The 25,770-nt window shown below is 72.2% G+C and carries 19 protein-coding genes and 1 riboswitch; of the genes, 12 read left to right on the top strand and 7 right to left on the bottom strand.

The features are described 5' to 3' along the window. Positions 1–270 precede the first annotated feature (270 nt). Positions 271–436, top strand: a riboswitch (cyclic di-AMP (ydaO/yuaA leader). A gap of 12 nt (positions 437–448) precedes the next feature. After that, positions 449–1,222: a M23 family metallopeptidase gene (locus ACIQMR_RS28315; RefSeq protein ID WP_401393007.1), complete on the top strand. Its 774-nt coding sequence runs from the start codon at positions 449–451 to the stop codon at positions 1,220–1,222. Positions 1,223–1,402: 180 nt separating this feature from the next. After that, the gene (locus tag ACIQMR_RS28310) at positions 1,403–2,080 is read left to right on the top strand and encodes a GntR family transcriptional regulator (protein ID WP_401393005.1); all 678 of its coding nucleotides are present in this window, start codon (positions 1,403–1,405) and stop codon (positions 2,078–2,080) included. A gap of 148 nt (positions 2,081–2,228) precedes the next feature. Here ACIQMR_RS28310 and ACIQMR_RS28305 read toward each other — a convergent pair whose 3' ends face one another. Next, positions 2,229–2,510, bottom strand: coding sequence for an HPr family phosphocarrier protein (locus ACIQMR_RS28305; RefSeq protein ID WP_401393002.1), 282 nt, complete (start codon positions 2,508–2,510; stop codon positions 2,229–2,231). A gap of 163 nt (positions 2,511–2,673) precedes the next feature. On the opposite strand from ACIQMR_RS28305, the gene ACIQMR_RS28300 reads away from it, so the two are divergent. Genes ACIQMR_RS28300 through ACIQMR_RS28285 form a run of 4 tightly spaced genes read left to right on the top strand, consistent with a single transcriptional unit; the run spans position 2,674 to position 8,115 of the window. Continuing rightward, positions 2,674–5,571 carry a GNAT family N-acetyltransferase gene (locus ACIQMR_RS28300; protein WP_401392999.1) on the top strand — a complete coding sequence of 966 codons (2,898 nt, stop codon included), beginning with the start codon at positions 2,674–2,676 and terminating at the stop codon, positions 5,569–5,571. A gap of 54 nt (positions 5,572–5,625) precedes the next feature. Next, complete coding sequence (locus ACIQMR_RS28295) at positions 5,626–6,219, top strand: DUF5998 family protein (protein ID WP_266388308.1); 594 nt, start codon at positions 5,626–5,628, stop codon at positions 6,217–6,219. Continuing rightward, positions 6,219–7,409, top strand: coding sequence for an alkaline phosphatase family protein (locus ACIQMR_RS28290; RefSeq protein WP_401392996.1), 1,191 nt, complete (start codon positions 6,219–6,221; stop codon positions 7,407–7,409). Before ACIQMR_RS28295 ends, ACIQMR_RS28290 begins: the two co-directional genes overlap by 1 nt. Positions 7,410–7,464: 55 nt before the next feature. Beyond that, positions 7,465–8,115, top strand: a complete 651-nt coding sequence (locus ACIQMR_RS28285; protein WP_401392993.1) for a thymidine kinase — start codon at positions 7,465–7,467, stop codon at positions 8,113–8,115. A 39-nt stretch (positions 8,116–8,154) separates the two neighbouring features. Here ACIQMR_RS28285 and ACIQMR_RS28280 read toward each other — a convergent pair whose 3' ends face one another. From ACIQMR_RS28280 to ACIQMR_RS28270, 3 genes are read right to left on the bottom strand one after another with little or no spacing between them, the layout of a single operon-like run. Beyond that, a complete protein-coding gene (locus ACIQMR_RS28280; protein ID WP_401393231.1) occupies positions 8,155–9,354 on the bottom strand; it encodes a cytochrome P450 in 1,200 nt (399 codons plus the stop codon). Positions 9,355–9,385: 31 nt separating this feature from the next. Then, a complete protein-coding gene (locus ACIQMR_RS28275) occupies positions 9,386–10,759 on the bottom strand; it encodes an NAD(P)/FAD-dependent oxidoreductase (RefSeq protein WP_401392990.1) in 1,374 nt (457 codons plus the stop codon). Next, entirely contained in the window at positions 10,749–10,958 is a 210-nt protein-coding gene (locus ACIQMR_RS28270; protein ID WP_266388293.1) for a ferredoxin, read from the bottom strand. The genes ACIQMR_RS28275 and ACIQMR_RS28270 overlap by 11 nt, the downstream gene beginning before the upstream one ends. A 336-nt stretch (positions 10,959–11,294) precedes the next feature. Here ACIQMR_RS28270 and ACIQMR_RS28265 point away from each other — a divergent pair, with 336 nt between their 5' ends. Then, positions 11,295–12,839, top strand: a complete 1,545-nt coding sequence (locus ACIQMR_RS28265) for an APC family permease (RefSeq protein ID WP_401392987.1) — start codon at positions 11,295–11,297, stop codon at positions 12,837–12,839. Here ACIQMR_RS28265 and ACIQMR_RS28260 read toward each other — a convergent pair. Beyond that, positions 12,769–14,478: a PucR family transcriptional regulator gene (locus ACIQMR_RS28260; protein ID WP_401392984.1), complete on the bottom strand. Its 1,710-nt coding sequence runs from the start codon at positions 14,476–14,478 to the stop codon at positions 12,769–12,771. The genes ACIQMR_RS28265 and ACIQMR_RS28260 overlap by 71 nt on opposite strands. Before the next feature lie 103 nt (positions 14,479–14,581). Here ACIQMR_RS28260 and lysA point away from each other — a divergent pair, with 103 nt between their 5' ends. From lysA to ACIQMR_RS28240, 4 genes are all read left to right on the top strand, one after another. Continuing rightward, positions 14,582–15,898: a diaminopimelate decarboxylase gene (gene lysA, locus ACIQMR_RS28255; protein ID WP_401392981.1), complete on the top strand. Its 1,317-nt coding sequence runs from the start codon at positions 14,582–14,584 to the stop codon at positions 15,896–15,898. Between the two features lie 345 nt (positions 15,899–16,243). Next, positions 16,244–19,090, top strand: a complete 2,847-nt coding sequence (locus ACIQMR_RS28250; protein ID WP_401392978.1) for a PQQ-dependent sugar dehydrogenase — start codon at positions 16,244–16,246, stop codon at positions 19,088–19,090. Continuing rightward, positions 19,087–20,784, top strand: a complete 1,698-nt coding sequence (locus ACIQMR_RS28245; protein WP_401392975.1) for a ThuA domain-containing protein — start codon at positions 19,087–19,089, stop codon at positions 20,782–20,784. Before ACIQMR_RS28250 ends, ACIQMR_RS28245 begins: the two co-directional genes overlap by 4 nt. Positions 20,785–20,978: 194 nt before the next feature. Next, positions 20,979–22,460, top strand: coding sequence for an FAD/NAD(P)-binding protein (locus ACIQMR_RS28240; RefSeq protein ID WP_401392972.1), 1,482 nt, complete (start codon positions 20,979–20,981; stop codon positions 22,458–22,460). Positions 22,461–22,539: 79 nt separating this feature from the next. Here ACIQMR_RS28240 and ACIQMR_RS28235 read toward each other — a convergent pair whose 3' ends face one another. Continuing rightward, on the bottom strand, positions 22,540–23,319 hold the full coding sequence (locus ACIQMR_RS28235; RefSeq protein ID WP_401392969.1) for a VOC family protein: 780 nt from the start codon (positions 23,317–23,319) through the stop codon (positions 22,540–22,542). A gap of 256 nt (positions 23,320–23,575) precedes the next feature. Here ACIQMR_RS28235 and ACIQMR_RS28230 point away from each other — a divergent pair, with 256 nt between their 5' ends. After that, positions 23,576–24,430 (top strand): sulfurtransferase, encoded by an 855-nt coding sequence (locus tag ACIQMR_RS28230; protein ID WP_401392966.1) that lies wholly within the window; start codon positions 23,576–23,578, stop codon positions 24,428–24,430. Positions 24,431–24,504: 74 nt separating this feature from the next. Here the strand turns inward: ACIQMR_RS28230 and sepH are convergent, their stop codons facing one another. Then, entirely contained in the window at positions 24,505–25,590 is a 1,086-nt protein-coding gene (gene sepH, locus ACIQMR_RS28225; protein ID WP_358670623.1) for a septation protein SepH, read from the bottom strand. Positions 25,591–25,770: the final 180 nt, after the last annotated feature.

Here is a 25,770-nt window from a genome sequence, read left to right as displayed (position 1 = left end):
CGTTCCGGACGCCGACCGGACGTCCACCGGAGCCCCGTCCGGCGTCCGGCCGGTCGCCCGGCAGGACATCCCCCGGACCCCGGGCGGACCGCAGAAGGCCCCGTTGGCCCCGCCAACGGGGCCTTCCCGTATGTCCGTTTTATTGGGGAGGCGATGTGTCTGCCCTGTGGCGTGCACTACAAATGCCGGTGTCTGTTTGGTGATTGCGCGAAGATCGGCTTAGCGTCTTCTGCGCTGTCCGCCAGTCGTACGCGCCGCACCCGCGGCATCGGACAGCCATCGCCGAGTCCCCGTCGGGCGTGAGCCTGGGGAGCCGGGGACCCACATGTCCCCCTGGGGTGAATCGGACGCCTTCGCACCCGTGCGGAGGGGCCCGTAGGAGACCTTCCTGCTCCGAACCCGTCAGCTAACCCGGTAGGCGAGAAGGAAGGAAAGGATCAGCCACTACATGGCGTTCACCCGTGCCACCGGGAAGCATCGTGGTCCGAGCCGCCTGTCGCGCAGGAGCGCGGGCGTCGCGTCCGTCGCCGCCATCGCGACCACCGGCGTCATCGGCACCCTCGCCTCCCCGGCGCTCGCCGCCGAGGCGGACATCCGCCCCGCGGAGGACACCGGCCTGACCCAGGCCATCGTCGCCAGTGACTCGCTCGCCGACCAGATCGGCGCCCAGGCCGACGCCCAGCAGCAGGAGGCCGCCCTGGCCGCCGAGCAGGCGCGGGCCGAGGCCGAGGCCAAGCGCAAGGCGGAGGTCCGCGTCAAGGAGGCCCGTGAGGCCCGTGAGCGCGCCGCCCGCGAGGCCGAGCGCAAGCGCCTGCTGACCTACACGCTCCCGGTCGCCGGCTCCTACGTCAGCACCAGCTACCACGCCGGCGGCGGACAGTGGTCCTCCGGCAGCCACACCGGGATCGACTTCCACGCCGCCTCCGGCACCAAGGTCGTCGCCGTCGGCATGGGCACGGTCGTCGAGGCCGGCTGGGGCGGCGCGTACGGCAACAACGTCGTCATCCGGATGCACGACGGCACGTACACCCAGTACGGTCACCTCTCCTCGATCGGCGTCTCGGTCGGGCAGAGCGTCACCCCGGGTCAGCAGATCGGCCGCTCCGGGTCGACCGGCAACTCGTCCGGCCCGCACCTTCACTTCGAGGCGAGGACCGGCGCCGACTACGGCTCGGACATCGACCCGATCGCCTATCTGCGTGCGCACGGCGTCGCGGTCTGACCCTCCCGCTTCCGTCAAGGCCCCGGTTCGGTTCCTCCCGAGCCGGGGTCTTCGGCGTATTCCGGCCAAAAGATATCCGCGGATTCCTCGGGGCCTTCGGAAAATCGCGCCACCTGGAATAGAGTCGCCGAACAGGCGTCGCTCGACTGGGTTTCGCGGCGATTAAAGCGGAGGTTCGGTATGCGCATTCCTGCCCGCTCGGTGTGCACGGCGATCCGCGACGACATCGTCTCCGGCGCCTTCGAGCGCGGCAGCCGGCTCACCGAGGAGCAGTTGGCGCGCCGCTACGGCGTCTCGCGCGTCCCGGTCCGCGAGGCACTGCGCACCCTGGAGTCGGAGGGCTTCGTCGTCACTCGCCGGCACGCCGGCGCGTGTGTCGCCGAGCCCACCGAGCAGGAGGCCGCCGATCTGCTGGAGATCAGGCTGCTGCTGGAGCCGCTCGGCGCCGCGCGGGCCGCCCAGCGGCGCTCGGAGGCCCATCTCAAGGTGCTGCGCGGCCTGGTCAGACTCGGCCAGGACCGGGCGCGGCGGGGGCAGGGCGACGATCTGCGCTCGCTCGGCGCATGGTTCCACGAGACACTCGCGCAGGCCTGCGGAAGCCCGGGGCTCACCGCCCTGCTCACGCAGCTCCGGCACAAGATCGCCTGGATGTACGCGGTCGAGCCGCCCGCCCGGCCGGTGGAGGCCTGGGCCGAGCACGGCGCGATCGTCGACGCGGTGGCGCGCGGCGACGCGGAGCGGGCGCGGGCCCTCACCGCCCTGCACGCCGAACGGACGACCGGTGCGCACCGGCTGCGGATTCCCGCCGGTGTGAGGTCCTCGCAACATTCCGTAAACACGGCGGGCGGCCGCCTTTAACAACGACGCCGTATACGAAGAGCGAGAGGAATTCCAGGGGCCGGTTTCGTGCTGCCCCCGAAAAGGGGCGCCTAGGCACGCGTACAAACAGCGGAGCCGCGGCACCCGGAATTTCGGGTGCCGCGGCTCCGTCGTGAATTCAGTGGGCTCAGACGGTCTCGGGAAGTTCCTCGAGACCCTCGGCCACGAGCTTCGCCAGACGGTCGAGGGCGGCGTCCGCACCATCGGCGTCCGAAGCGAGCACGATCTCCTCGCCACCCTGGGCGCCCAGGCCGAGCACCGCGAGCATGGAGGCGGCGTTGACCGGGGTGCCGTCGGCCTTGGCGATCGTCACGGGAACGCCGGAGGCCGTGGCGGCACGAACGAAGATGGACGCGGGGCGGGCGTGCAGGCCCTCGGCCCAGCCGACATTGACGCGGCGCTCAGCCATGGTGGTGCCCTTCAAGTCTTAGCGGTTGTCTAGACCAGTCTCTCATGTGTCGCGGAGTGCGCTCCTACCGGCCTCCGGCCCGGGCGCGGGCGTCGATCGGCCCTCTCAGCCTGCCCCCGCCGACCGGGCTCCGCTACCGGTGTCCGAGCCGTACTCTTGCCCCATGCAGACCCCGTCGGATCACGCGTACCCCGACCACTGGGAAGCCGACGTGGTGCTGCGTGACGGTGGCACCGCGCGCATCAGGCCCATCACCACCGAGGACGCCGAGCGGCTCGTCAGCTTCTACGAGCAGGTGTCGGACGAATCCAAGTACTACCGCTTCTTCGCGCCGTACCCGCGGCTCTCCGCCAAGGACGTGCACCGGTTCACGCACCACGACTACGTGGACCGGGTGGGGCTGGCGGTGACGATCGGCGGGGAGTTCATCGCGACCGTCCGATACGACCGCATCAACGCCGACGGAATGGCGGCGTCCGCGCCCGCCGACGAGGCCGAGGTCGCGTTCCTTGTACAGGACGCGCACCAGGGGCGGGGTGTCGCCTCCACCTTGCTGGAGCACATCGCGGCGGTCGCGCGGGAACGGGGCATCAGGCGGTTCGCGGCGGAGGTGCTGCCCGCCAACAACAAGATGATCAAGGTCTTCAGGGACGCCGGCTACACCCAGAAGCGCAGCTTCGAGGACGGGTCCGTCCATCTCACGCTCGACCTCGAACCGACCGCCGAGTCGCTGGCGGTCCAGCGCGCCCGGGAGCAGCGGGCCGAGGCGCGCTCGGTCCAGCGGCTGCTCGCGCCCCGGTCCGTGGCCGTCATCGGCGCCGGGCGCGCGCCCGGCGGAGTCGGGCGCACGGTGCTGCGGAACCTCCTCGACGCCGGGTACACCGGGCGGACGTACGCGGTGAACCGCGCCCTCGTCCTGGACATGCGCGAGCTGGACGGGGTGCCCGCCTACCGTTCGGTCGCGGAAATCGTGGCGCAGACGGGCGAGCCGGTCGACCTCGCGATCGTCGCCGTACCGGCGGAGCGGGTGCCGGACGTCGTCGCGGACTGCGGCGAGCACGGGGTCCAGGGGCTGGTCGTGCTGGCCGCCGGCTATGCGGAGAGCGGCGGGGAGGGGCGGGAGCGGCAGCGTGAACTGGTGCGGCAGGCGCGTTCGTACGGGATGCGGATCATCGGGCCGAACGCGTTCGGGATCATCAACACCGCGGACGGTGTCCGGCTGAACGCGTCCCTCGCGCCACAGGCGCCGGCGCACGGGCGGATCGGGCTCTTCACCCAGTCCGGCGCGATCGGCATAGCGCTGCTGAGCGGCCTGCACCGACGGGGCGCCGGGCTGTCGTCCTTCATCTCCTCGGGCAACCGGGCGGACGTCTCCGGCAACGACTTCCTGCAGTACGGGTACGACGACCCGGACACCGACGTCGTCCTGCTCTACCTCGAATCCATCGGCAACCCGCGGAAGTTCACCCGGCTCGCGCGGCGTACGGCGGCGGTCAAGCCCGTGGTGGTGGTGCGGGGCGCCCGGCACAGCGGGAGCGCACCGCCCGGGCACGCGGTGCCGACGACGCGGGTGCCGTACGCGACCGTCTCGGAGCTGCTGCGGCAGGCCGGCGTGATCCGGGTCGACACCGTCACCGAACTCGTCGACGCGGGACTGCTGCTGGCGGGCCAGCCGCTGCCGGTCGGGCCACGTGTGGCGATCCTGGGCAACTCCGAGTCGCTCGGGCTGCTGACGTACGACGCCTGCCTCACCGAGGGACTGCGGCCCCAGCGGCCGCGCGACCTGACGACGGCGGCGACGCCGCAGGACTTCTGCGACGCGCTGGCGGGGGCGCTGCGGGACGACGCGTGCGACGCGGTGATCGTCAACGCGATCCCCTGGGTCGGCGAGAACGGTGTCACCGAGTCCGGCGACGGCGAGGTCCTCGCCGCGGCCCTCCGCGCGGCCACGGCGTCCGCCCCGGCGAAGCCCGTGCTCGTCGTGCACGTCGAACTCGGCGGCCTCGCCGACGCCCTCGCCGCGGCGACGAGCTCGGCCCCGCAGGCCACCGGGCAGGACCGGGCCGGCCGGCCCGCGGCCGGTGCCCGGCGGGACGTTCCCCCCACCGGGCCGGGTACGGCGGGCCCGCTCCTGGCGGGCGCGGGACAGGACGACCCGCCCGCCACCCCGGCGAAGGTCCCCGCCACCGCCGGGCGGATCCCCGCCTACCCCGCCGCCGAGCGGGCCGTACGGGCGCTGGCGGAAGCCGTGCGGTACGCGCAGTGGCGGCGGGCGGCAGCGGAGCCGGGCAAGGTGCCCCAGTACGAGGACATCGACGAGAGCGGGGCCGCCGCGTTCATCGAGGGGCTGCTCGAGGAGGCACCCGGAGAGCGGGGTGTCACCCTGCGCGAGGACGACGCGCGGCGGCTGCTCCAGCGGTACGGCATTCCCGTACGCCCCACCCTCCCCGCCCCGTACCCCGACGCCGCCGCCCTCGCCGCGGCCCGCCTCGGCTACCCCGTCGCCCTCAAGACCACCGCCCCGCACCTGCGTCACCGCCCCGATCTCGGCGGCGTGCGGCTCGACCTCGCCGACGAGTACCAAGTGCGGCAGGCCTACACCGAGTTGACGGACACTCTCGGCAAGCCGGCGGAGCTCCAGCCCGTCGTACAGGCGATGGTCCCGCGCGGCGTGGACACCGTCGTGCGCGCCGCCATCGATCCGGCCGTCGGTGCCGTGCTGTCCTTCGGGATCGCCGGCCCCGCCACCGAACTGCTCGGCGACACGGCCCACCGTCTCGTCCCGGCCACCGACCGTGACGCGGCCGAGCTCCTCCGGTCCGTCCGGACCGCACCGCTCCTCTTCGGCTGGCGCGGCTCCGCGCCCGTCGACACGGCCGCCCTGGAAGAACTCCTCCTGCGCGTCTCCCGCCTGGTCGACGACCACCCGGAGGTCGTCGCGATCAGCCTCGAACCGGTCGTCGTCGCCCAGCACGGACTCTGCGTGCTCGGGGCCGCCGTACGGCTCGCCCCGCCGCCGCCCCGCACCGACCTGGGGCCGCGCACCCTCCCCAGTTACTGAAGCGGCCGTCACCGAGCGCACTGAGGGGTCCCGCGGCCCCGTAGGATGGAGCCCATGGCGAAGACCGGTACGACGACCCAGGGGCTGCGCGCGGCGATCGAGCGCAGCGGCTACTACCCGGCTCTCGTGGCCGAAGCGGTGGAGGCCGCGGTCGGCGGTGAGCCGATCGCGTCGTACCTGGTGCACCAGGAGACCACGTTCGACGCCAACGAGGTCCGCCGTCATGTCACCGTCCTCGTCCTGACCGGCGCGCGCTTCATCGTCAGCCACACCGACGAGCAGACCGCGGACAGCAGCTCCCCGACGCCGTACGCGACCACCTCCACCGAGTCGGTGAAGCTCCCCAGGATCTCGTCCGTCGTCGTCAGCCGCGTCGTCGCCAACCCCGAGTCGTACACCCCGGGCACCCTGCCCCGCGAGGTCGTCCTCACCATCGGCTGGGGCGCGGTCTCCCGTATCGACCTGGAGCCCGCCGCCTGCGGCGACCCCAACTGCGACGCCGACCACGGCTACACCGGAAGCTCCACCGCGGACGACCTCAGCCTGCGGGTCAGCGAGGCGGGGGACGGACCGGAGACGGTCCGCCAGACGCTCGCCTTCGCCCAGGCGCTCTCCGAGGCCACGGCCGCCACGGCGGCCACGCGCTGATGGTCCAGCCCGACTGGCCCGAGGACCTCGTCCCGCTCGCCCTCGACACCGCGCCCGTCCCCGCGTACGGCTCGGCCTCGCTCGCCGACCTGCTGCCGACGATCGCCTCCGGACAGGGCGTCCCGGGCCTGCACCACACCATCGCGGAGCTCGGCCCCGCCGACCGGGCCTGCGTCTTCCTGATCGACGGCCTCGGCTGGGAGCAGCTCAGGGCCCATCCCGAGGACGCCCCGTACCTCACCTCGCTCCTCGCCGGTTCCCTCGGCGGCACCGGCCGGCCCCTGACCGCCGGCTTCCCCGCCACCACCGCCACCTCACTGGCCTCCTTCGGCACCGGTCTGCCGCCCGGCGCGCACGGCCTGCCCGGCTACACCGCGCGCAATCCGGAGACCGGTGAGCTGATGAACCAGCTGCGCTGGAAGCCGTGGACCTCGCCGCGCGTGTGGCAGCCGTACCCGACGGTCTTCCAGCTCGCCGACGAGGCCGGAGTGCACACCGCACAGGTGTCCTCCCCGGCCTTCCAGGACACCCCGCTCACCAAGATCGCGCTGAGTGGCGGAACGTTTCACGGCCGGCTCACCGGCGAGGAGCGGATGGACTTCGCCGCGCAGCAGCTCGCCGCAGGCGACCGGTCCCTCGTCTACACGTACTACAGCGAGCTCGACGGCAAGGGGCACCGCTTCGGCGTCGACTCCGACGCCTGGCGCGGCCAGCTGATGTACGTCGACCGCCTCGTCCAGCGTCTGGCGGAGCAGCTGCCGCCGCGCAGCGCGCTGTACGTCACCGCCGACCACGGCATGATCGACATCCCGTTCGACGAGGAGTCGCGGATCGACTTCGACGAGGACTGGGAGCTGCGGGCCGGTGTCGCCCTGCTCGGCGGCGAGGGCCGCGCCCGCCACGTCTACGCGGTCCCGGGAGCCGAGGCCGATGTGCTGGCCGTCTGGCGCGAGGTGCTCGGCGACCGGTTCTGGGTGGCGAGCCGGGACGAGGCGATCGCGGCGGGCTGGTTCGGCCCGGGGACCGACGAGCGGGTCTACCGGCGCATCGGCGACGTCGTCGCCGCGGCCCACGACGACGTCGTGATCACGGCGTCCGTGAACGAGCCGAACGAGTCCGCGATGGTCGGCATGCACGGCTCGATGACCCCGGTCGAACAGCTCGTCCCGCTCCTCGAAGTGCGCTCCTGACCTTCGCCCCCACCGTCCCCGACCACAGCGACAACTGAAAGGCAGTCACGTCCTCATGCCCGAGCTGGTGTTCTTCTCCGGAACGATGGACTGCGGAAAGAGCACCCTGGCGCTCCAGATCGGCCACAACCGTTCGGCCCGAGGGCTCCAGGGCGTGATCTTCACACGCGACGACCGGGCGGGCGAGGGGAAGCTGTCCTCGCGGCTGGGCCTGGTCACCGAGGCGGTCGAGGCCACCGAGGGAATGGACCTGTACGCCTACCTCGTGGACCAGCTGTCCAAGGGCGGCAGGGCCGACTACGTGATCGTGGACGAGGCGCAGTTCCTCGCCCCCGTGCAGATCGACCAGCTCGCCCGGATCGTGGACGATCTGGGCCTGGACGTGTTCGCCTTCGGGATCACGACGGACTTCCGTACCAAGCTGTTCCCGGGCTCGCAGCGGCTGATGGAGCTCGCCGACCGGATCGAACAGCTCCAGGTGGAGGCCCTGTGCTGGTGCGGCGCCCGCGCCACGCACAACGCACGTACCGTCGACGGGCACATGGTCGTCGAGGGCGAGCAGGTCGTCGTGGGCGACGTCAACCGCCCGGCCGAGGAGGTCGGTTACGAGGTCCTGTGCCGCCGCCACCACCGCCGCCGCATGACGAGCACCGTGGCCCAGGCGGGAGTGCTCTCGCCCGACGTCCTGCCCGTCACCCCTGCCTGAGCGGGTTCTTGCTTTCCCGGTGTCGCCGCCGAGTCGGCGTCACAGTTGGACGGCCAGGTGGCGCGGGCCGCGGAGCATGGCGTTCTGGCGGTAGGGGGGTGGGTCCTGGATGAGGCGTGCCGTGCTCAGGTGGGGGATCAGCGCGCCGAGCGCGGCCTCGGCCTCGATGCGGGCGAGTGGGGCGCCGTAGCAGAGGTGGACACCGCTGCCGAAGCCGAGGTGCTGGTTGTCCGGGCGGGTGGGGTCGAACCGGTCGGGCTCGTGGAACCGCTTGGGGTCGCGGCTGCCCGAGGCCAGCGCCAGGATGACGGACGTGCCCGCGGCGATCGTGGTGCCGGCGACGTCGATGTCGGCGAGGGGGATCCTCTCGCGCATGTGAACCGGGGGTTCGTAGCGCAGCAGTTCCTCCACCGCCTGCGGCAGCAGGCCGGGTTCGCGGCGCAACCGGTCCAGCTGCTCGGGCTGACGGAGCAGGGTGAGGACGCCGTTGGTGATCAGGTTGACCGTGGTCTCGTGCCCGGCGATGAACAACAGCATGGTGGTTTCGGCCAGTTCTTCGCCGGTGAGCCGCAAGGCGGGGTCCGGTTCGTTGATGAAGTCGGAGAGCATGTCGCCGGTGGGACCGCCGCGGCGCTGTTCGGCGAGGTTGATCAGGTACAGGCCCATCTCCTGCCGGGCCTGCGTCGCCGCCCGGTCCTGTTCGGCGGTGTCGCCTTCGGGCCCGATGTCCGCGGACGCGACGAGCACCTCGGTCCACGCCTGGAACAGTTGCTCGTCCTCCTGCGGGACGCCGAGCAGACGGCAGATCACGGTGACGGGCAGCGGGTAGGCGAAATCGTCGACGACGTCGATCTGCCGGCCCGGCTGGAAGCCCTCCGCCAGGTGCTGGGTGAGCTCGACGATCCCGTCGCGCATGGCGTCGATCCGCCCCGGGCTGTGCGGCGGGCCGAACGGCCGCATGGCCGAGTTGCGCAGCCTGTGGTGCTCGGGGTCGTCGAGCCGCAGGAACGGCAGATGGGCCGGCTCCTCGGAAGGGGGCGAGGCGGTGCCGGAGCGCGGATCGGCACTCATCCGGGGGTCGTGGAGCAGACTCGCGATCTCGTGGTACGTGCCGATCAGACAGCTGCCGTCCGCCTGCCGGACCACGGGTCCGGCCTCGCGGAGCTCCGCGTACAGCGGGAAGGGGTCGGGGCGGTTCGTGTAGTCGGAGATCCGGGCCAGCAAGGTGTCGGAGTCCATCATGGCTCCTCGCGGTCGGGCGGCACGTGGATCAGCCGTCGGGGTGCACCAGCGTCAGCCGGCGATCGGGCAGATGGCCGGTGAGCGCCACGGTGGGGCCGTGGGACAGCCCCTTCGGATCCGGCACGTCGGACGGAACCGGGAAGTCGGCCGCGATCGCACGGTCCGCCGCGCCGGGAGGGGGCGGGAACGGAGCGGCCGTCTCGATCAGATGCTTGTAGTAGTCGAGCGACTTGGCCATGTCGACGGTGACGGCCGCGGTGACCCGCCCCTGATAGCCGTAGACCATCGCCAGCCGCCGTGCCTCCAGGGATCCCTGGGCGATGACCACCTGGTCGGAGAAGGTGGGCACGCCCACCGACTTGATGTTGAGCCCGAACTGGGTCGACCAGAACGTCGGGAGGGTGAGGTGCGGGCGCCGCAGCGGCCCCGGACTGACCATGTTGTGGGCCGCCACCTCGGCCTGTGTGACGGCGTTGCCCCAGTGCTCCAGGGAGAGCAGCTGGTATCCGAACAGCGGGTGCGGGAACCGGGAGACGTCACCCGCGACGAAGACGTCGTCGGTGACGATCCCGTACATGTCGAAGGCCCGGCACCCGGCGTCGCACGTGATCCCGCGCGGGCCGGCCGCCAGCCCGGACTCCGCCAGCCATTCGACGTTGCGGACCGCCCCGAGCGCCACGACGCACACGTCCGCGTCGACCTGGCTGCCGTCGGACAGATCCGCTCCGGTGAACCGGCCGTTCCCGTCGCCGCGCAGGGCGGTGACCGTCACCCCGCACCGCAGATCCACGCCGTGGTTGCGCTGCATGACGGCCGCCAGCTTCGACAGCGTCCCGCCGAGCGCGCCCACCAGGGGCGCGGGGCCGCGTTCGGCGACCGTGACGTCCAGTCCGCGTTCCCGGCAGGCCGAGGCGATCTCCGAACCGGTGAAGCCGGCGCCGATCACCAGCACCCGTTTCGGACCGGCGGCCAGCCGCTCGGCCAGCCCCTCGCCCTCGTCGCGGGTGCGCAGGGTGAACACCCCGTCGAGGGAGCCCTCCTCCTGGTTGGGCCAGGGCCGTGCCCTGGTCCCGGTGGTGATCAGCAGCCGGTCGTACGGCAGCGACTCGCCGTCGGCCAGCAGCACCCGCTTCTCGAGCAGGTCCAGGCCCGTGGCGCGTACTCCCAGCCGCCAGTCGGCGTCCGGGTCCCGGCGCATCGGCAGTTCCGTCGTGTCCGCCGGCGCCTTGCCGAGCAGCACCTGCTTGGAGAGCGGTGGCCGGTCGTAGGGCGGGTAGGGCTCGTCGCCCACCACGGTCAGCGACCCCTTGAAGCCCTTCTCGCGCAGCGTCTCCGCGGCCCTCAGGCCGGCCAGGGACGCGCCGACGACGACGATGCGTCCGTCCAGCAGATCACCGGCCACCGGCGCTCACCGCCTCGCCGACGAGGATGGCCTGGACGGGGCACGCCGCCGCGGCCTGGCGCACGTGATCGGCCTCGCCGTCCGGGACCGCCGGCGCGTACAGCAGCCCCTCTTCACCGTGCAGCTCGAACACGTCCGGCGCGAGGAAGACGCACTGCGCATAGCCCTGGCAGCGCGTGAGGTCCACAACGATCTGCATGGCCGTTCACTCCCTGGGTCGTAGCGGCGTCCCTTCCCTTTCTACGCCGGTGCCGCAGCGGGCGCTCGTTACCCCGTGTCGCACCGGGCGTCCGACCCGCTGCCCGTTCGTGCTTCCCGGCGGGCCGTCGCCGAGGAGCCGAGCGGCCGATCGGCCCAGTTGCGGATCGGCCGAGTTGCGGATCGGTCCTTCCGGCCGCGGGGCTGTCTATGTCCGATCGGCCAATGCCGGGGGCCATGTGTGCGCGGCCACGCCGTTGTTCCGGGCCTCTCGCGACCGCAGGATCCCTGGAACCGCTCGGACGAGCGGTTCCGCAGGGATCGTGAAGGAGAAGCCATGGGCTCGATGGCCACGGCGTTGCGTCGCCGTAAACCGCTGGACAGCATGATCGCGGAGGCTGAGGGCGACTCGTCGGGTCCGCGGCTGCGCCGCACCATGGGCCTGTGGCAGCTGACCATGCTCGGCATCAGCTCGGTGGTGGGCACCGGCATCTTCTTCGTCCTGGGCACGACGGTGCCCAAGGCCGGACCCTCCGTGGTGCTGTCGTTCGTCATCGCCGCTGTGGTGGCCGGACTCGGTGCGTTGTGTTACGTGGAGCTCGCCGGAGCGGTGCCCGTGTCGGGCAGCACGTACTCGTACTCCTACGCCTCGCTCGGCGAGGGCGCGGCGTATCTCGTCGCCTGGTGCCTGATCCTCGAGTACGGCGTCGCCGTCTCGACCGTCGCGGTGAGCTGGGGCCAGTACCTCAACGAGGTCACCAGCTCGCTCTTCGGCTTCACCATGCCGGCCGCGCTGAGCAGTCCGCCGGGTGACGGGGGATACGTCAACGTCCCTGCGCTGGTGGTCGTGTTGCTGTGCTCCCTCCTCCTGGCGCGCGGCACCCGCGAGTCCGCGGCGGTGAACGCGGTCATGGTCTGCATCAAGATCGGGGTCCTCGTCTTCTTCGTCGCCGTGGCCCTGACGGCGTTCGACAGCGACAACTTCGCCGAGTTCGCGCCGCACGGCATCGGCGGCATCACCGTGGCCGCCTCGGGTGTCTTCTTCTCGTTCGTCGGCTTCGACGCCGTCTCCACGGCCGGCGAAGAGGTGCGCAATCCGAGCCGTACGATCCCGCTGGCGCTGCTGTTCACCCTGATCACCGTCACGGCGCTCTACGTCGCCGTCGCCCTCGCGGGTGTGGGAGCACAGCCGGTCGGCCGCTTCGGTGAGCAGGCCGATGCCGGCGAGGCCGTCCTCGCGGAGATCCTGCGGGACGTGACCGGATCGGGATGGCCCGCGCTGGTCCTGTCGGCCGGTGCCGTGATCTCGATCTTCAGCGTCGTGCTGGTCACCCTCTTCGGGCAGACCCGCATCCTGTTCTCGATGGCGCGCGACGGCCTCATCCCGGAGGTCTTCCGCCGGGTCGACCGCAAGCGTCACACCCCGGCGCGCAACACCTGGATCGTGGGCGCGGGCGTCGGACTGCTGGCCGCCTTCGTGCCGTTGCAGCACCTGGCCGACCTCACCAGCATGGGCACGCTCATCGCGTTCGTGGCGGTCGCGGCGGCGGTCGTGGTGCTCCGACGCATCGCACCGGACGCCCCACGGCCCTTCCGGGTGCCGCTCTACCCCGTGGTGCCGATCCTCTCGGCACTGTCCTGTCTCTACCTGGCCTATCTGCTGCCCGGCATCACCTGGACCCTGTTCGGCGCATGGCTGCTGCTGGCCGCCGTGCTCTACCTCGGGTTCGGCCGCCGTCACTCGCGGCTCGGCCGGTCCGGCGGTCCCGGCGGTCCTGGTGCGGACGACGGGACCGGGGTGAGCGACGCCGTCACCGCCGGTGGTGCGCAGCCGGTGCCGCCGCAGGCCGGGGAGCCCGACCGGACTCCGCCGCACGTCTGAGTTCGAGCCAGGCGGCGAGCCTGACGTCCGGGTCGTCGAGGTCGACACGGAAGAGTTCGCGAATCCGCCGCAGCCGGTGGCGCAGGGTGTTCGGATGCACCTTCAGCCGTGCTGCGGCGGTCGCGATGTCGCCGAGGGCGTCGAGCCATGCGACGGCCGTCGCCGCGTAGTCCGTGCCGCCCGTGCGGTCGTGCTCCAGGAGCTCGTCGATCTCGGAGAGCCGCAGCCAGGGGTCGCGCTCCAGCTCGTCGCCCAGCCGGTCCAGCAGGATCCGGTGGCGTACGTCCGCCGTCGTGGCGACCGGATCCTTCCTGCCCCGGCCGGCCGTCGCACGCAGGATGGCGTCGGCCTCGCGCCGGAGCGCCGCGGCCCGGCCGAGATCGTCGTAGGGGCGGGTGACCGCGGCGCGCACGTCCTCGCCCGCCGCCCGCCGCAGTGCCACCAGCGCCCCTTCGGCGAACCGGCGGCCGACGCCGGGCGCCGCCGCGGACAGCAGTACGTACACGGCACCCGCCGTCGCGGCGACGGTCGCGTCCGCGCGGTGGGCCGCGCAGTGCCGGGTCAGCACCGACTCGGCGTGGGTGAGCAGCGCGGCGTCCGCGGCGCCGCGCCGGCCGTTCCCGGCGGCGCCGGTCTGCCCGCCGCCCGGCGCGAAGACGGCAAGGCAGAACCGCGTCCCCGGCCGCAGCCCCAGTGCCTCCGCGGCCTCGTCCGGCGGCGGCCCGGCGTTGTTGAGCACCGCGCGCAGGGTGTCGCGGCGCATCCGCCGCTCCGCCTCGGGGAGGTTGAGCGCCTGCAGCAGATGCGGGGCGGCCAGCCGGGCCGCCTCCACCAGGGCTTCCCCGGCCTTCGCCGTCAGCCCCTGCTCCGGCTCGATGGCCCACAGCGTGCCCAGAGGCAGCGTTCCCGCGCGGATCGCCACGGCGGCGCGCGGGAGTTCCTCCGCCATCGCGGGGAAGCGCACCGGGCCCGCGGCGGCCAGCACCTGGCGGTACTGGCGCCGCTGCTCCGGCATGTCCGGCACCCGGCGCTGGAGGATGCCTCGTTCGCGTACGGCGTCGATGCGTACCCCGGTGAGCTTCGAGTACGCGATCACGTTCTGGTCCAGGTCCTCGATGGCCACCGATCCGCCGACCACCACGGCCAGGGCGTCGGCGAGTTCGAACAGCTCCCCACCGGCGGCCGGAACCGAACCCGGCGGGGCGGACCCCGTCAGCGCGCCGCTGCCGAAGGAGGCCAGGGTGCAGCTGAGCGTCGCATCGACGCTGCGCCACGGCAGTTCGTCGTCGGCCGCGAGGACCGCTACGCCGCAGGAACGCGCCTCGTCGAGGAAGCGTTGCGCGTCCTGCCCCCGTCGCTTGACCACGACCGCCGTGAAACCGGCCTCCGCGGCGCCGCGCAGGACGTCCGTGTCCGAAGCGCTTCCGACACCGGAACCGACGAGGAGCAGCACCGCCGCCGGTGACGGGGGAAGCGGGTCGCCGGGATCGTGGATCACGGTGCCGCTGACGGGTGCGCCGAGACCGGCGGGGGCGACGAGCAGCCGGATCCGGGTCCCGCCGATGCCGTCCACCAGCTGCCCCAGGGTGCCCGGAGCGGGCGGCGTCGCGGCACCGCCGGCACTTGTGAGATCGGACAACGAGAGCCTCGTTTCATGGGGTGATCGGACGCAGTGGACGTCGACCGGCAACTGCCAGGATAGCCACCTATCCGGCCCGCCGAGCGAGGGGAACTCCACCTCCATGACCGTCACCACAGCACCGAACACCACCGCCGACGACCTCGTCGGACTCTTCCCTCCCGGCTCCGACCAGGCAGAAGACGGTGAGCTGACGATCGGCGGATGCCGTGTGACCGAGCTGGCCGACCGCTTCGGCACCCCGGCGGTCGTGGTGGACGAGAACGCCCTTCGCAGTCGGGCCCGGGCGTACACGGAGGCTCTGGCCCGCTATTGGCCGAACAGCCAAGCCGTCTTCGCCTCGAAGTCCTTCCCCTGCACCGCGGTCGTCCGCGTCATGGTCGAGGAGGGCCTCGGAGTGGACGTGGCCGGCGGCGGCGAGCTGGTCGCCGCGCTGGCCGCCGGAGCCGACCCCGCGAAGATCGTGGTCCATGGGAACGCCAAGACCGACGAGGAACTGGCGATGGCCGTGGAGGCCGGGGCCGGCACGATCGTCGTGGACAACTTCGACGACGTCGACCGACTGGAACGGATCGTCACCACGGGGCACCAGCGCGTCCTGCTGCGGGTGATCCCGGAGGTCGACGCCGACACGCACGAGGCGATGGTCACGGGCCGGCGCGACTCCAAGTTCGGCCTCGCGATCCCGCAGGCCGTCGAGGCCGTGGCGCGGCTGCGCGCGAGCAGCCGGCTGCGGCTGGAGGGACTCCACGTCCACGTGGGCTCCCAACTCCTCGACACCGAGCCGTTCCGGCGGTCGGTGGAGGCGGTGGGCGGCATCGCGGAACTCGGAGAGCACGCCGTGTACGACCTCGGGGGCGGCCTCGGCGTCCGCTACACCTACGAGGACCGCCCGCCGACGATCGACGCGTACGTACGTACGCTCACCGACGCCGCCCGCGAGCACCTTCCCGCCGGGGCCCGGCTGATCCTGGAGCCCGGCCGGTCGCTGGTGGCCGGGGCGGCCGCGACGCTGTACCGCGTGGTCACGGTCAAGCCCGGTCCGCGCACCCTGGTGGCCGTCGACGGCGGCATGGCGGACAACCTCGAACCCATGCTCTACGGCCAGCGGTTCGAGGCGACGCTCGCGTCCCGGATCGGCGGCGGGGAGCCCTGCGACCTCGTGGGCCGCCACTGCGAGAGCGGCGACACCCTCATCCGCGACGTGCCCCTGAGCGACCCGCGGGTCGGTGACGTCGTGGCCGTCCCGGTGACGGGTGCCTACTGCTACTCGCTCTCGAACAACTACAACGGCGCCCGCCGCCCTCCGGTCGTCTTCTGCGGTGACGGCGAGGCCCGCGCGGTGGTCCGCAGGGAGTCCTACGAGGACCTGCTGCGCCGCGACGTACCGCCGGCCGGGAACAGCGGGACCGCCCGCTGACGGTCGGTCCGCCCGGGCGCGGCGCACGGCCCGCCGGGTCCACCACCCGCAGCAAGAGCCGTGGCCCCGGGCGACCCGGTCCCGGGGGCGACGGCAGAGCGGCACCGGATGATCCGGGATGATCCTCAACTCATGCTTTATGCAAGGTAGTTGAGACTTTCGTTCGAGTCGGGAAAAAGTCTGCACCTGCGCCGTCGAAGGTCTTGGCGCGGCAGCGCAAAGCCTCTACTTTTGCGGCAGAACAGCCCCCATCGGCACGGCCGTACGTCCCGCTCACCCATGGCATCCGGCGCGACGGCGCGCGCCCTGCCTGGCTTCCCCACAGTCAGGAGATAGGGGACAACCATGTCCGTATCCCGTAGCCCCCGCATGCGCGCGCACCGCCTCAGAGCCCTCTGGCCGGCCCTGGTGCTCCTGGCGGCCGCAGTCGTGACCGTCCTGCCGCAGACCACCGCACAGGCCCACGAGCCCGTCGACCCCGCCGACTTCCAGCAGATACAGATGGCCCGCGGCGAGGCGTCCATGGGCGAGCCCATGTCGCTCGCGGTACTGCCCGACACCTCGGTGCTGCACACCTCGCGCGACGGCAGACTGCGCCGCACCGACCCCTCGGGCACCACCACGGTGATCGGCACGCTGCCCGTGTACTCCCACGACGAGGAGGGCCTGCAGGGCGTCGGCGTCGACCCGGGCTTCGCCACGAACCGGGCGGTCTACCTCTACTACGCCCCGCCGCTCTCCACCCCGGCGGGCGACGCCCCCTCCGACGGCACCGACTGGTCGGCCTGGCAGGGCGAGAGCCGGCTCTCCCGGTTCACACTCAACGCCGACTGGACGCTCAACACCGCCGGCGAGAAGATCGTGCTGAGGGTCCCGGCCGACCGTGGCATCTGCTGCCACGTGGGCGGGGACATCGACTTCGACGCAGCGGGCAACCTGTACCTCTCCACCGGCGACGACTCCAACCCGTTCCAGTCCGACGGGTTCGCGCCCCTCGACGAACGCACGGGCCGAAACCCGGCCTTCGACGCGCAGCGCACCTCGGCGAACACCAATGACCTGCGCGGCAAGATCCTGCGGATCAAGGTGAACGCGGACGGCACGTACTCCATACCCTCGGGCAACCTCTTCGCGCCAGGCACCGCCGCCACGAAGCCCGAGATCTACGCGATGGGCTTCCGCAACCCGTTCCGTATGAGCGTGGACAAGGGGAACGGCACCGTCTACGTCGGCGACTACGGGCCCGACGCCGGCGGAGCCTCGGCCACCCGCGGCCCGGGCGGCCAGGTCGAGTTCAACCGGATCACCGCACCCGGCAACTACGGCTGGCCCTACTGCACCGGCACCGGCACGACGGCCGAGACGTACACCGAGTACACCTTCCCGTCCGGCCCGGCGGGCGCGAAGTACAACTGCGCCGGCGGGCCGTCGAACAACTCGCCCCGCAACACCGGCCTGACCACGCTGCCCGCCGCCAAGGCCTCGTGGATCCGCTACGGCGGTGAGGCGGGCAGCCCGCCGGAGTTCGGGTCGGGTTCGGAGTCCCCGATGGGTGGCCCGGTCTACCGGTACGACGCCGCCGGCACCTCGGACGTCAAGTTCCCCCAGGACCTCGACGGCCACTTCTTCGCCGGCGAGTTCGGCCGCCGCTGGATCAAGACGATCGACGTCAACGCGAACGGCACGCCCGGCACCATCGGAGCCTTCCCCTGGTCCGGCACCCAGGTGATGGACATGGCCTTCGGGCCCAACGGCGCTCTCTACGTGCTCGACTACGGCACGGGCTACTTCAGCGGCGACGCCAACTCGGCGCTCTACCGCATCGAGTACGTCGGCGGCGGCAACCGCTCGCCCGTCGCCAAGGCCTCGGCCGACCGGACCTCCGGCCAGGCCCCCCTCACCGTGGCCTTCTCGTCGGCCGGTTCCAGCGACCCCGAAGGCGGGGCCCTCAGCTACTCCTGGAACTTCGGCGACGGCTCCACCTCGACCTCCGCCGGCCCCAGCCACACCTACACCGCCAACGGCCAGTACACCGCGGTGCTCACCGTCCGCGACCCCGACGGAAACACCGGCACCGCGAGCCTGCCGATCACGGTCGGCAACACCGCCCCCACGGTCACCGTGAAGCTGCCCGTCGACGGGACCCTCTTCTCCTTCGGCGACAGCGTGCCGTACGAGATCACCGTCGTCGACCCCGAGGACGGGACGATCGACTGCGCGAAGGTCAAGATGACCTACGTACTGGGTCACGACAACCACGGCCATGCCGTCACTTCGAAGAACGGCTGCACCGGCTCCATCACCGTGCCGGTCGACGGCGAGCACGACGACGCGGCGAACATCTTCGGGGTGTGGGACGCCGAGTACACCGACGCGGGCGCGGGCGGCCGGCCCCCGCTCACCACGCACGCGCAGAGCATCACCCAGCCCCGCCACCGCCAGGCGGAGCACTTCTCCACCTCCACCGGAGTCACCATCATGAACAAACCGGCGGCCCAGGGCGGCAAGACCGTCGGTGACATCCACAACGGCGACTCGATCGCCTTCACTCCCTACGCTCTGGGCGACGCGAGGAGGCTCTCCGCACGGGTCTCCTCCGCGGGCGCCGGCGGCACCCTGGAGGTACGGGCCGGTTCCGCCACCGGCACACTGCTGGGCTCGGTCGCCGTTCCGGTGACGGGCGCCTGGGACACGTTCACCACGGTCAACGCCACGCTGAGCGGCGCGCCGGCCGGCACGACCACGCTGTACCTGGTCTTCAAGGGCGCCGTTTCCGGGGCGCTGTACGACGTGGACAGCTTCGACCTCGGGCAGCCGGGCCGGATCACCGGTCTCGCCGGGAAGTGCGCGGACGTCCGTGGGGCAGCCACGGCGGACGGCACGCCTGTGCAGCTCTACGCCTGCAACGGCACCGACGCGCAGAAGTGGAGCCGGGTCGGCCAGACCTTCCAGGCCCTGGGCAAGTGCATGGACGTGGCCGGCGGTGCCACGGCGAACGGGACGCCGGTCCAGTTGTACGGCTGCAACGGGACGGGCGCCCAGCGGTGGGACACGCACACCAACGGGACGCTGCGCAATCCGCAGTCGGGCCGCTGCCTGGACGTGCCGGGCGGCAACTCCGCCGACGGTACGCAACTGGCCCTCTACGACTGCGTCCCCACCTCCCCCAACGAGCAGTGGGTGATGTCATGAGAATCCCGGGACGGTCCGTACGCACCGCGCTCGCGGTCGCCGCGGCCGCGCTGACAGCTCTCGCCCCGCCCGTGGCGACCGAGGCGGATGCCGCCGACACCGCCTACGACGTGCTGGTCTTCACCAGGACGGCCGGCTTCCGGCACGACTCCATCCCCGCCGGCGTCCAGGCCGTCAAGGACCTGGGCGCGGGCAACGGCTTCACCGTCACCGCCACCGAGGACCCGGCCGCCTTCACCACCTCGAACCTCGCGGGCTACGAGGCGGTCGTGTTCCTCAACACCACCGGTGACGTGCTCAACGCCAACCAACAGGCCGCGTTCGAGTCCTACGTCCGAGGCGGTGGCGGCTTCGTCGGCGTGCACGCCGCGGCCGACACCGAGTACTCCTGGCCGTTCTACGGGCAGCTCATGGGCGCCTGGTTCGACTCCCACCCGGCGATCCAGCAGGCCACCGTCAGGGTCGAGGACCGGGCACACCCGGCCACCTCGCACCTCGGCCAGAGCTGGGTGCGCACCGACGAGTGGTACAACTACCGCACTAATCCGCGCTCCACGGCCCATGTCCTCGCCACGCTCGACGAGTCCTCGTACAACGGCGGCACCATGGGCGCGGACCACCCGCACACCTGGTGCAAGACGTACGAGGGCGGCCGGTCCTTCTACACCGGCGGCGGACACACCCAGCAGTCGTACGCCGACGGCGCGTTCCGCGCCCAGCTGCTCGGCGGGATCCGGTACGCCGCCGGGCAGGCCGCCGCCGACTGCCGTCCCGAGAGCGGCTACACCACGCTCTTCAACGGCTCCACGACCGGCTGGTCGCAAGCCGGGCCCGGCTCCTTCACCAACTCCGACGCCACGCTCACCACCACCGGCGGGCTCGGCCTCCTCTGGTACAGCGCCCAGGAGTACACCTCGTACTCGCTGAAGCTGGACTGGATGATGCCCGGCGACGACAACTCCGGCGTCTTCATCGGCTTCCCGCCCAGCTCCGACCCCTGGTCGGCGGTGGACAACGGCTACGAGATCCAGATCGACGCGACCGACACGGCCGACAGGACCACCGGCGCGGTCTACGGATTCGCGTCGGCGGACATCGCCGCCAGGGACGGGGCGCTGAACCCGCCGGGCGAGTGGAACACCTACGAACTGCTCGTGGAGGGCGAGCACCTCCAGGTGTTCCTGAACGGGGTGAAGATCAACGACTTCACCAACACCGATCCGGCGCGCTCCCTCCAGCAGGGCCACATCGGTCTGCAGAACCACGGCACCGGTGACGACGTCCGGTTCCGCAACGTGCGGATCAAAGGCCTGACGGGCCCGATCACCGGGCTGGCGGGCAAGTGCGTGGACGTCCGCGGCGCGGCCACCACCGACGGGACCCCCGTCCAGCTCCACACCTGCAACGGGACCGACGCCCAGAAGTGGAGCCGGGTGGGCCAGACCATCCGCGCGTTCGGCAAGTGCCTGGACATCGCGGGCGGCGCCACCGCCAACCGGTCGCCGGTGCAGCTCCACACCTGCAACGGCACCGGGGCACAGAGGTGGGAGGTCCACACCAACAGCACGCTGCGCAATCCGCAGTCGGGCCGCTGCTTGGACGTGCCGGGCGGCAACTCCGCCGACGGTACGCAACTCGCCCTCTACGACTGCGTTCCCACCTCCCCGAACGAGCAGTGGAAGCTGCCCTTCTGAACGGCGCCGCGGCACACCCATGACTCTCGGTCACGTCGGCCGCACTCCGGGACGCGCTCCGGGAGTGCGGCCGGCCCGGCTCAGGTGGCCGACCGTGCACGCCGGAGCACAATAGGAGATGTCTCCGGCAGCCTCTGCGGGAATCGGACGCGTGACCGCGGGCCGAGGAAAGGCGCCGACGGAAGGTGCACGGCATGGGCCGCATGCGCAGGATCGCCGTGGTCGGGGGCGGCGGGGGAGCGGTGTGTCTGCTGGACGCACTGTCCCGGACGTCCGCGCCGCCGGCCGCCGTCACCGTCTTCGAGCCGTCCGACCGCCTGTGGCGAGGCCGCCCCTACCAGCGTGACGCCGACTGCATTCTGGTGAACCTCCCCTCGCGTGCCATGTCGGTCCGCGCCGGGGACCGCGATCACTTCGACCGGTGGCTCTCCGATGGCCACCGGTGGCGACCCGAAGCAACGGAGCAGGCCGATCCCTTCAACGCCGCGGCCTTCCCTCCTCGAACACTCTTCGGCGACTATCTGGAGTCGGTGGCGCACGACGGCGTGGCCGGGCTCAGGGACCGTGGCTGGAGCGTCCACGTCGTACGCGAACGGGTGGTCCACGCCGCCCCGTCGGCCGCGGGCGCCACGCTGACCACGGAGCGCGGCACGGAGCACCGGGCCGACCGCGTCGTCCTCTGCCTGGGAGCGGGCACGCCGTACGACGGATTCCGTCTGGACGGACCGGAACCCGGGTTCGTCCCCGACCCCTACCCGGTGTCCAAGGCCCTGGCCGGCATCGACCCGCAGGCCACCGTCGCCGTCCTCGGCACGGGGCTGACCGCCGTGGATGTGAGTCTCGCCCTGCGGGCCGGCGGGCATCAAGGACCGATCTACCTGCTCTCCCGCCACGGGGTGCTGCCCGCGGTGCGCCAGCGGCCGATCGCCCACACCATGCGGCACTTCACTCCCGACCACTTCCACACCCTGAGCCGTCGCGGGCAGGTCGGCCTCACCCAGGTCGTTGAGGTACTGCACGACGAACTCGCCGCCGCAGGACAGCACCCGGCCGAGCTCGAGACCGAGTTCGCCCTGCTGCGCGAGGACCCCACCCGCCGGCTACGACGCCAACTGGACCTCTACGACGCGCAGACCCTCGGACTGCGCATCCTGCAGCACACCCTGCCCGTCGCCGTCGACGTCTGGCCGCTGATGCCGGAGCGGGAGCGCGCCGGGCTCCTGCGCCACCACTACCGCGCGCTCCATTCCCTGTGCTGCCCGATGCCGCCCTCCAGCGCCGCCCGGCTGCTGGCCATGAGCGAAGCGGGCCAACTGCGCATCATGGACGGGCTGCAGGAGGTCGGCCGTACCCGCCGGGGATTCGGCGTCGCCACGCAGGGCCGACGGCTCCACGCCGACGTGGTGGTGAACGCCACCTCCGTCGCTCCGCACCGGGTACCCACGGCCGCGGCGCCCCTCGTGCAGTCCCTGGTCACGGCGTCCGCGGCCTCGGTGCATCCGCACGGCGGCCTTCACGTGGCACGCGAGACCAGCCAGTTCGTCGTCAACGGCAGGACACAGGAGTGCTTCTACGCGCTCGGCGACGTGACCTTCGGGTCCTTGTTCATCACCGCCGCGATGCCCGTCATCGTGAAGCTGGCCCAGGAGATCACCCGCGAGCTGGTCAGGCCATGACCGCCGTCCCGACGCCGGGCGCGCTGCCTGCCGCCCAAGGACTGAGGGTCAGGCGGTCCGACGGCCGCACGGGCTCCCGTCAGCCGGGTGTCGCGGTGCGTACGATCGTGAACACCGCGCCCTCCGGGTCCGCGACCGTCGCCAGCCGTCCGCTGCTGCCCTCGCGCGGCGCGCGGAGCACATGGCCGCCGAGGTCCACCACCCGGGCCGTGCTCTCGTCGGTGTCCTCGACCTCGAAGTACGTCATCCAGTGCGAGCCCTTGTCACGGGGCAGCGCATGCCCCACACCGTGGATCGAGGCCACCGGCCGGGCCTCCAGATGCAGGGTCAGACAGTCGAAGTCGGCGGAGACCACCGGCTCCAGGTCGTAGCCGAACACCGACTGGTAGAACTTGGCGACCGCCGAAGTCTCCCTGGTCACCAGCTCGTTCCAGACCGGCGTGCCGTGGGTGCCGAAGAGAGCGGTGCCGGTGTGGGCGGCGGCCTGCCAGACGCCGAAGACCGCGCCCTCCGGGTCGGACGCGATGACGAGGCGTCCCGCGTCGGCCGCGTCGAGCGGCCCGACGCCGATCGTGCCGCCGCACATCCTGATCTGCTCGGCGCTCTCGTCGACGTCGTCCGAGGCCATGTACGTCGTCCAGGCGATCGGCAGATGGCGGTCCGGCGGAAGCTGCCCGATGCCCGCCACCTCCTTGCCGTCGATCAGCGCGCGGACGTACGGACCCAGCTGCTGCGGACCGGGGACGAACTCCCAGCCGAACAGTGCCCCGTAGAACTCCTGAGTCGCGTCAAGTCCGTGCACCATGAGGCTCACCCAGCAGGGTGTGCCGGGTCTGCGCCGAGTCGCCTCGGTCGTCATCGTCACTCTCTCCTCGGACCATCGTCGTCGTGGCCGTGCGGGGGACCGGACGGGGCCGCGGTACGGACCCGTACGAGAAGCCGTACGGGACGGTCGTACACCCCGTGCAGATGCTTGCACCACCGGGCACGCGGTGCGCCACGGCCGCGCCGCTCGCTTCCCGGGATCCCACGGGGAGGATGCCCGTTCTGGCATGCCCCACCCTTCCTCGTCCACCGCTGTCACGGGCCGGCCGCGTCTGCGCGAAGATGGCGTGATGAACCCCATCCTCACCGCAACCGAACTCGCGAGCGAGGCGGCCGGTCCACGGCCGCCGGTGCTGCTCGACGTCCGCTGGCAGCTGAGCACGGCCAAGGCGGCCGGCGCCGCTCCCTTCGACGGGCGGGCCGCGTACAAGGCCGGGCACATCCCCGGCGCCGTGTACGTCGACCTCGACTCCGAGCTGGCGGGGCCGCCCGGGGCGGGTGGCCGGCATCCGCTGCCGGACGCGGCGGCCTTCGGCGCTGCGATGCGCCGCGCGGGCGTGTCGAACGGCGTGCCGGTCGTCGTCTACGACGGCGGCCAGGGCTGGGCCGCGGCGCGGGCGTGGTGGCTGCTGCGGTGGACCGGGCACGCCGACGTACGGGTCCTGGACGGCGGCCTGGAGGCGTGGGACGGCCCCCTGACGACGGAGGATTCCGCTCCGGAGCCCGGCGACTTCACTCCGGTGCCGGGCGCCCTCCCGCTGCTCGACGCGGACGGTGCGGCGGCACTGGCCCGTTCCGGGCTGCTGCTCGACGCACGGGCCGCCGAGCGCTACCGGGGCGACGTCGAGACGATCGACCGCGTCGGCGGGCACATTCCCGGCGCGGTCTCGGCACCGACGACCGAGAACGTCATGGCCGGCGCCGCCACCTTCCTGCCGGCGGAGGACCTGGCGGACCGCTTCAAGCGTCTCGGCGCCATGGACGCCCCCGAGGTCGGCGTCTACTGCGGCTCGGGCGTCTCCGGCGCCCACGAGGTCCTCGCCCTCGCCGTCGCCGGCATCCCCGCCGCCCTCTACGCGGGCTCGTGGTCGGAATGGTCCTTTGACCCGGCCCGCCCGGTGGCCACGGGGCCCGACCCGCAATAGCCCGATCGCCTGCCGGGCTCCCGAGGAGCCCGGCAGGCGACCGACGAGGAGTTCGGGGCGGAGCCCCGGACTCCCTACTCCTGCTTCTTCCGCCGCGTGCCGAACACGATCTCGTCCCAGCTCGGCACTGCGGCCCGCCGCCCCGGGCGGACGCCGTCCGCCTCGGCCTGGCGGTCCGTGGTGCCGGTGAGGCGGTCGCGGTGGCCGGTGACCGAGCGGGGCATCAGCACGTCCGCGTACGCCGAGCCGGCACCCGCGGATGCCGCCGGGGCGGGCGGCTCCTCGGTCCCGGGCTCCTGGACGGGCTCGCCGGCGGGCGCCTCCGTGGCGGGCCGCTCGGGAACGACCAGGTCCCCGCGGAAGCTCGGCACCGCCTCCAGCAGGCTGGTCAGCGAGTCCCGCTCGCTCTCCTCCGGCTCCGGTGCCGGGGCGGCCGGCAGGGGAGCCGGACGGTCCAGTGCACGATCGAGCGCGCGGTCCAGCGGCCGGTCACGGGGCAGCCGGGCGATGCGCGGCACGAACGGGAAGCTCGGCTCCTGCGAGACGGCGATCGCGTCGTCGGTCTCACCGATCAGCGCCCGCGCCTCGTCGTCGACGGCCTGGACGAGCCGCCGCGGCGGGTCGTACGTCCAGCTCGCCGAGTGCGGCTCACCCGCGACCCGGTAGACCAGCAGCACTTCCCATGTGCCGTCGTCACGGCGCCAGGAGTCCCACTGCACGGTGTCCTTCTCGGCGCCGCGCAGCAGCAGGCGCTCCTGCACCGCCTCGCCGAGCTGTGGTCCTGTGTTCTCGCCGGGACGCCGTACGGGAGTCTTGCGCGCGCGCTCCGCCATGAACGCGCGCTCCGCGAGCACGGGGCCCTCGAAGCGGCGCACCCGCTCGACGGGAATGCCGGCGAGCTGGGCGACCTCTTCCGCGGAGGCACCCGCGCGTATACGCGCCTGGATGTCGCGGGGGCGGAGATGGCTCTCCACCTCGATCTCGATCTGGCCGAGGCGGGCGCGGTCGTTGCGGACGGCGGCGCGCAGCCGCTCATCAATCGGAAGCGTGTACTCCGTGCTGTCCGCAGCCTTCAGCACCAGTCGTGTGCCGTCGTTGGAGACGGCCACGACACGCAGTTCGGGCATGGGGACCTCCCGGGTGGTGCCTGCCGACGTCACGTGCGTCGCTGCTTCCGCTAGTCGAGTGTGGCCTGCCCGGGTGCAGCCTGCCACAACCTTGCCGAGTTACCCGGCGTGTCGGGCATGGGCCCTGGATCGCCGTTATGGCACGGTTACCTATTTCGCAACGCAACGTGACGGAGTTCGTCACGCTGTGCAGCAGGCGACCGTGCGATGCCG

This window comes from Streptomyces sp. NPDC091376, from assembly GCF_044757085.1.
Classification (GTDB): domain Bacteria; phylum Actinomycetota; class Actinomycetes; order Streptomycetales; family Streptomycetaceae; genus Streptomyces; species Streptomyces pratisoli.
Note: the sequence above shows the minus strand (reverse complement) of the source record. Positions and strands in the feature narration are given on the sequence as shown.

Excerpts from the sequence above, each read along its gene's own strand:
- ACIQMR_RS28315 (WP_401393007.1), top strand. The coding sequence starts at position 449 with ATGGCGTTCACCCGTGCCACCGGGAAGCATCGTGGTCCGAGCCGCCTG.
- ACIQMR_RS28310 (WP_401393005.1), top strand. The coding sequence starts at position 1,403 with ATGCGCATTCCTGCCCGCTCGGTGTGCACGGCGATCCGCGACGACATC.
- ACIQMR_RS28305 (WP_401393002.1), bottom strand. The coding sequence starts at position 2,510 with ATGGCTGAGCGCCGCGTCAATGTCGGCTGGGCCGAGGGCCTGCACGCC.
- ACIQMR_RS28300 (WP_401392999.1), top strand. The coding sequence starts at position 2,674 with ATGCAGACCCCGTCGGATCACGCGTACCCCGACCACTGGGAAGCCGAC.
- ACIQMR_RS28295 (WP_266388308.1), top strand. The coding sequence starts at position 5,626 with ATGGCGAAGACCGGTACGACGACCCAGGGGCTGCGCGCGGCGATCGAG.
- ACIQMR_RS28290 (WP_401392996.1), top strand. The coding sequence starts at position 6,219 with ATGGTCCAGCCCGACTGGCCCGAGGACCTCGTCCCGCTCGCCCTCGAC.
- ACIQMR_RS28285 (WP_401392993.1), top strand. The coding sequence starts at position 7,465 with ATGCCCGAGCTGGTGTTCTTCTCCGGAACGATGGACTGCGGAAAGAGC.
- ACIQMR_RS28280 (WP_401393231.1), bottom strand. The coding sequence starts at position 9,354 with ATGGACTCCGACACCTTGCTGGCCCGGATCTCCGACTACACGAACCGC.
- ACIQMR_RS28270 (WP_266388293.1), bottom strand. The coding sequence starts at position 10,958 with ATGCAGATCGTTGTGGACCTCACGCGCTGCCAGGGCTATGCGCAGTGC.
- ACIQMR_RS28265 (WP_401392987.1), top strand. The coding sequence starts at position 11,295 with ATGGGCTCGATGGCCACGGCGTTGCGTCGCCGTAAACCGCTGGACAGC.
- lysA (WP_401392981.1), top strand. The coding sequence starts at position 14,582 with ATGACCGTCACCACAGCACCGAACACCACCGCCGACGACCTCGTCGGA.
- ACIQMR_RS28250 (WP_401392978.1), top strand. The coding sequence starts at position 16,244 with ATGTCCGTATCCCGTAGCCCCCGCATGCGCGCGCACCGCCTCAGAGCC.
- ACIQMR_RS28245 (WP_401392975.1), top strand. The coding sequence starts at position 19,087 with ATGAGAATCCCGGGACGGTCCGTACGCACCGCGCTCGCGGTCGCCGCG.
- ACIQMR_RS28240 (WP_401392972.1), top strand. The coding sequence starts at position 20,979 with ATGGGCCGCATGCGCAGGATCGCCGTGGTCGGGGGCGGCGGGGGAGCG.
- ACIQMR_RS28235 (WP_401392969.1), bottom strand. The coding sequence starts at position 23,319 with ATGACGACCGAGGCGACTCGGCGCAGACCCGGCACACCCTGCTGGGTG.
- ACIQMR_RS28230 (WP_401392966.1), top strand. The coding sequence starts at position 23,576 with ATGAACCCCATCCTCACCGCAACCGAACTCGCGAGCGAGGCGGCCGGT.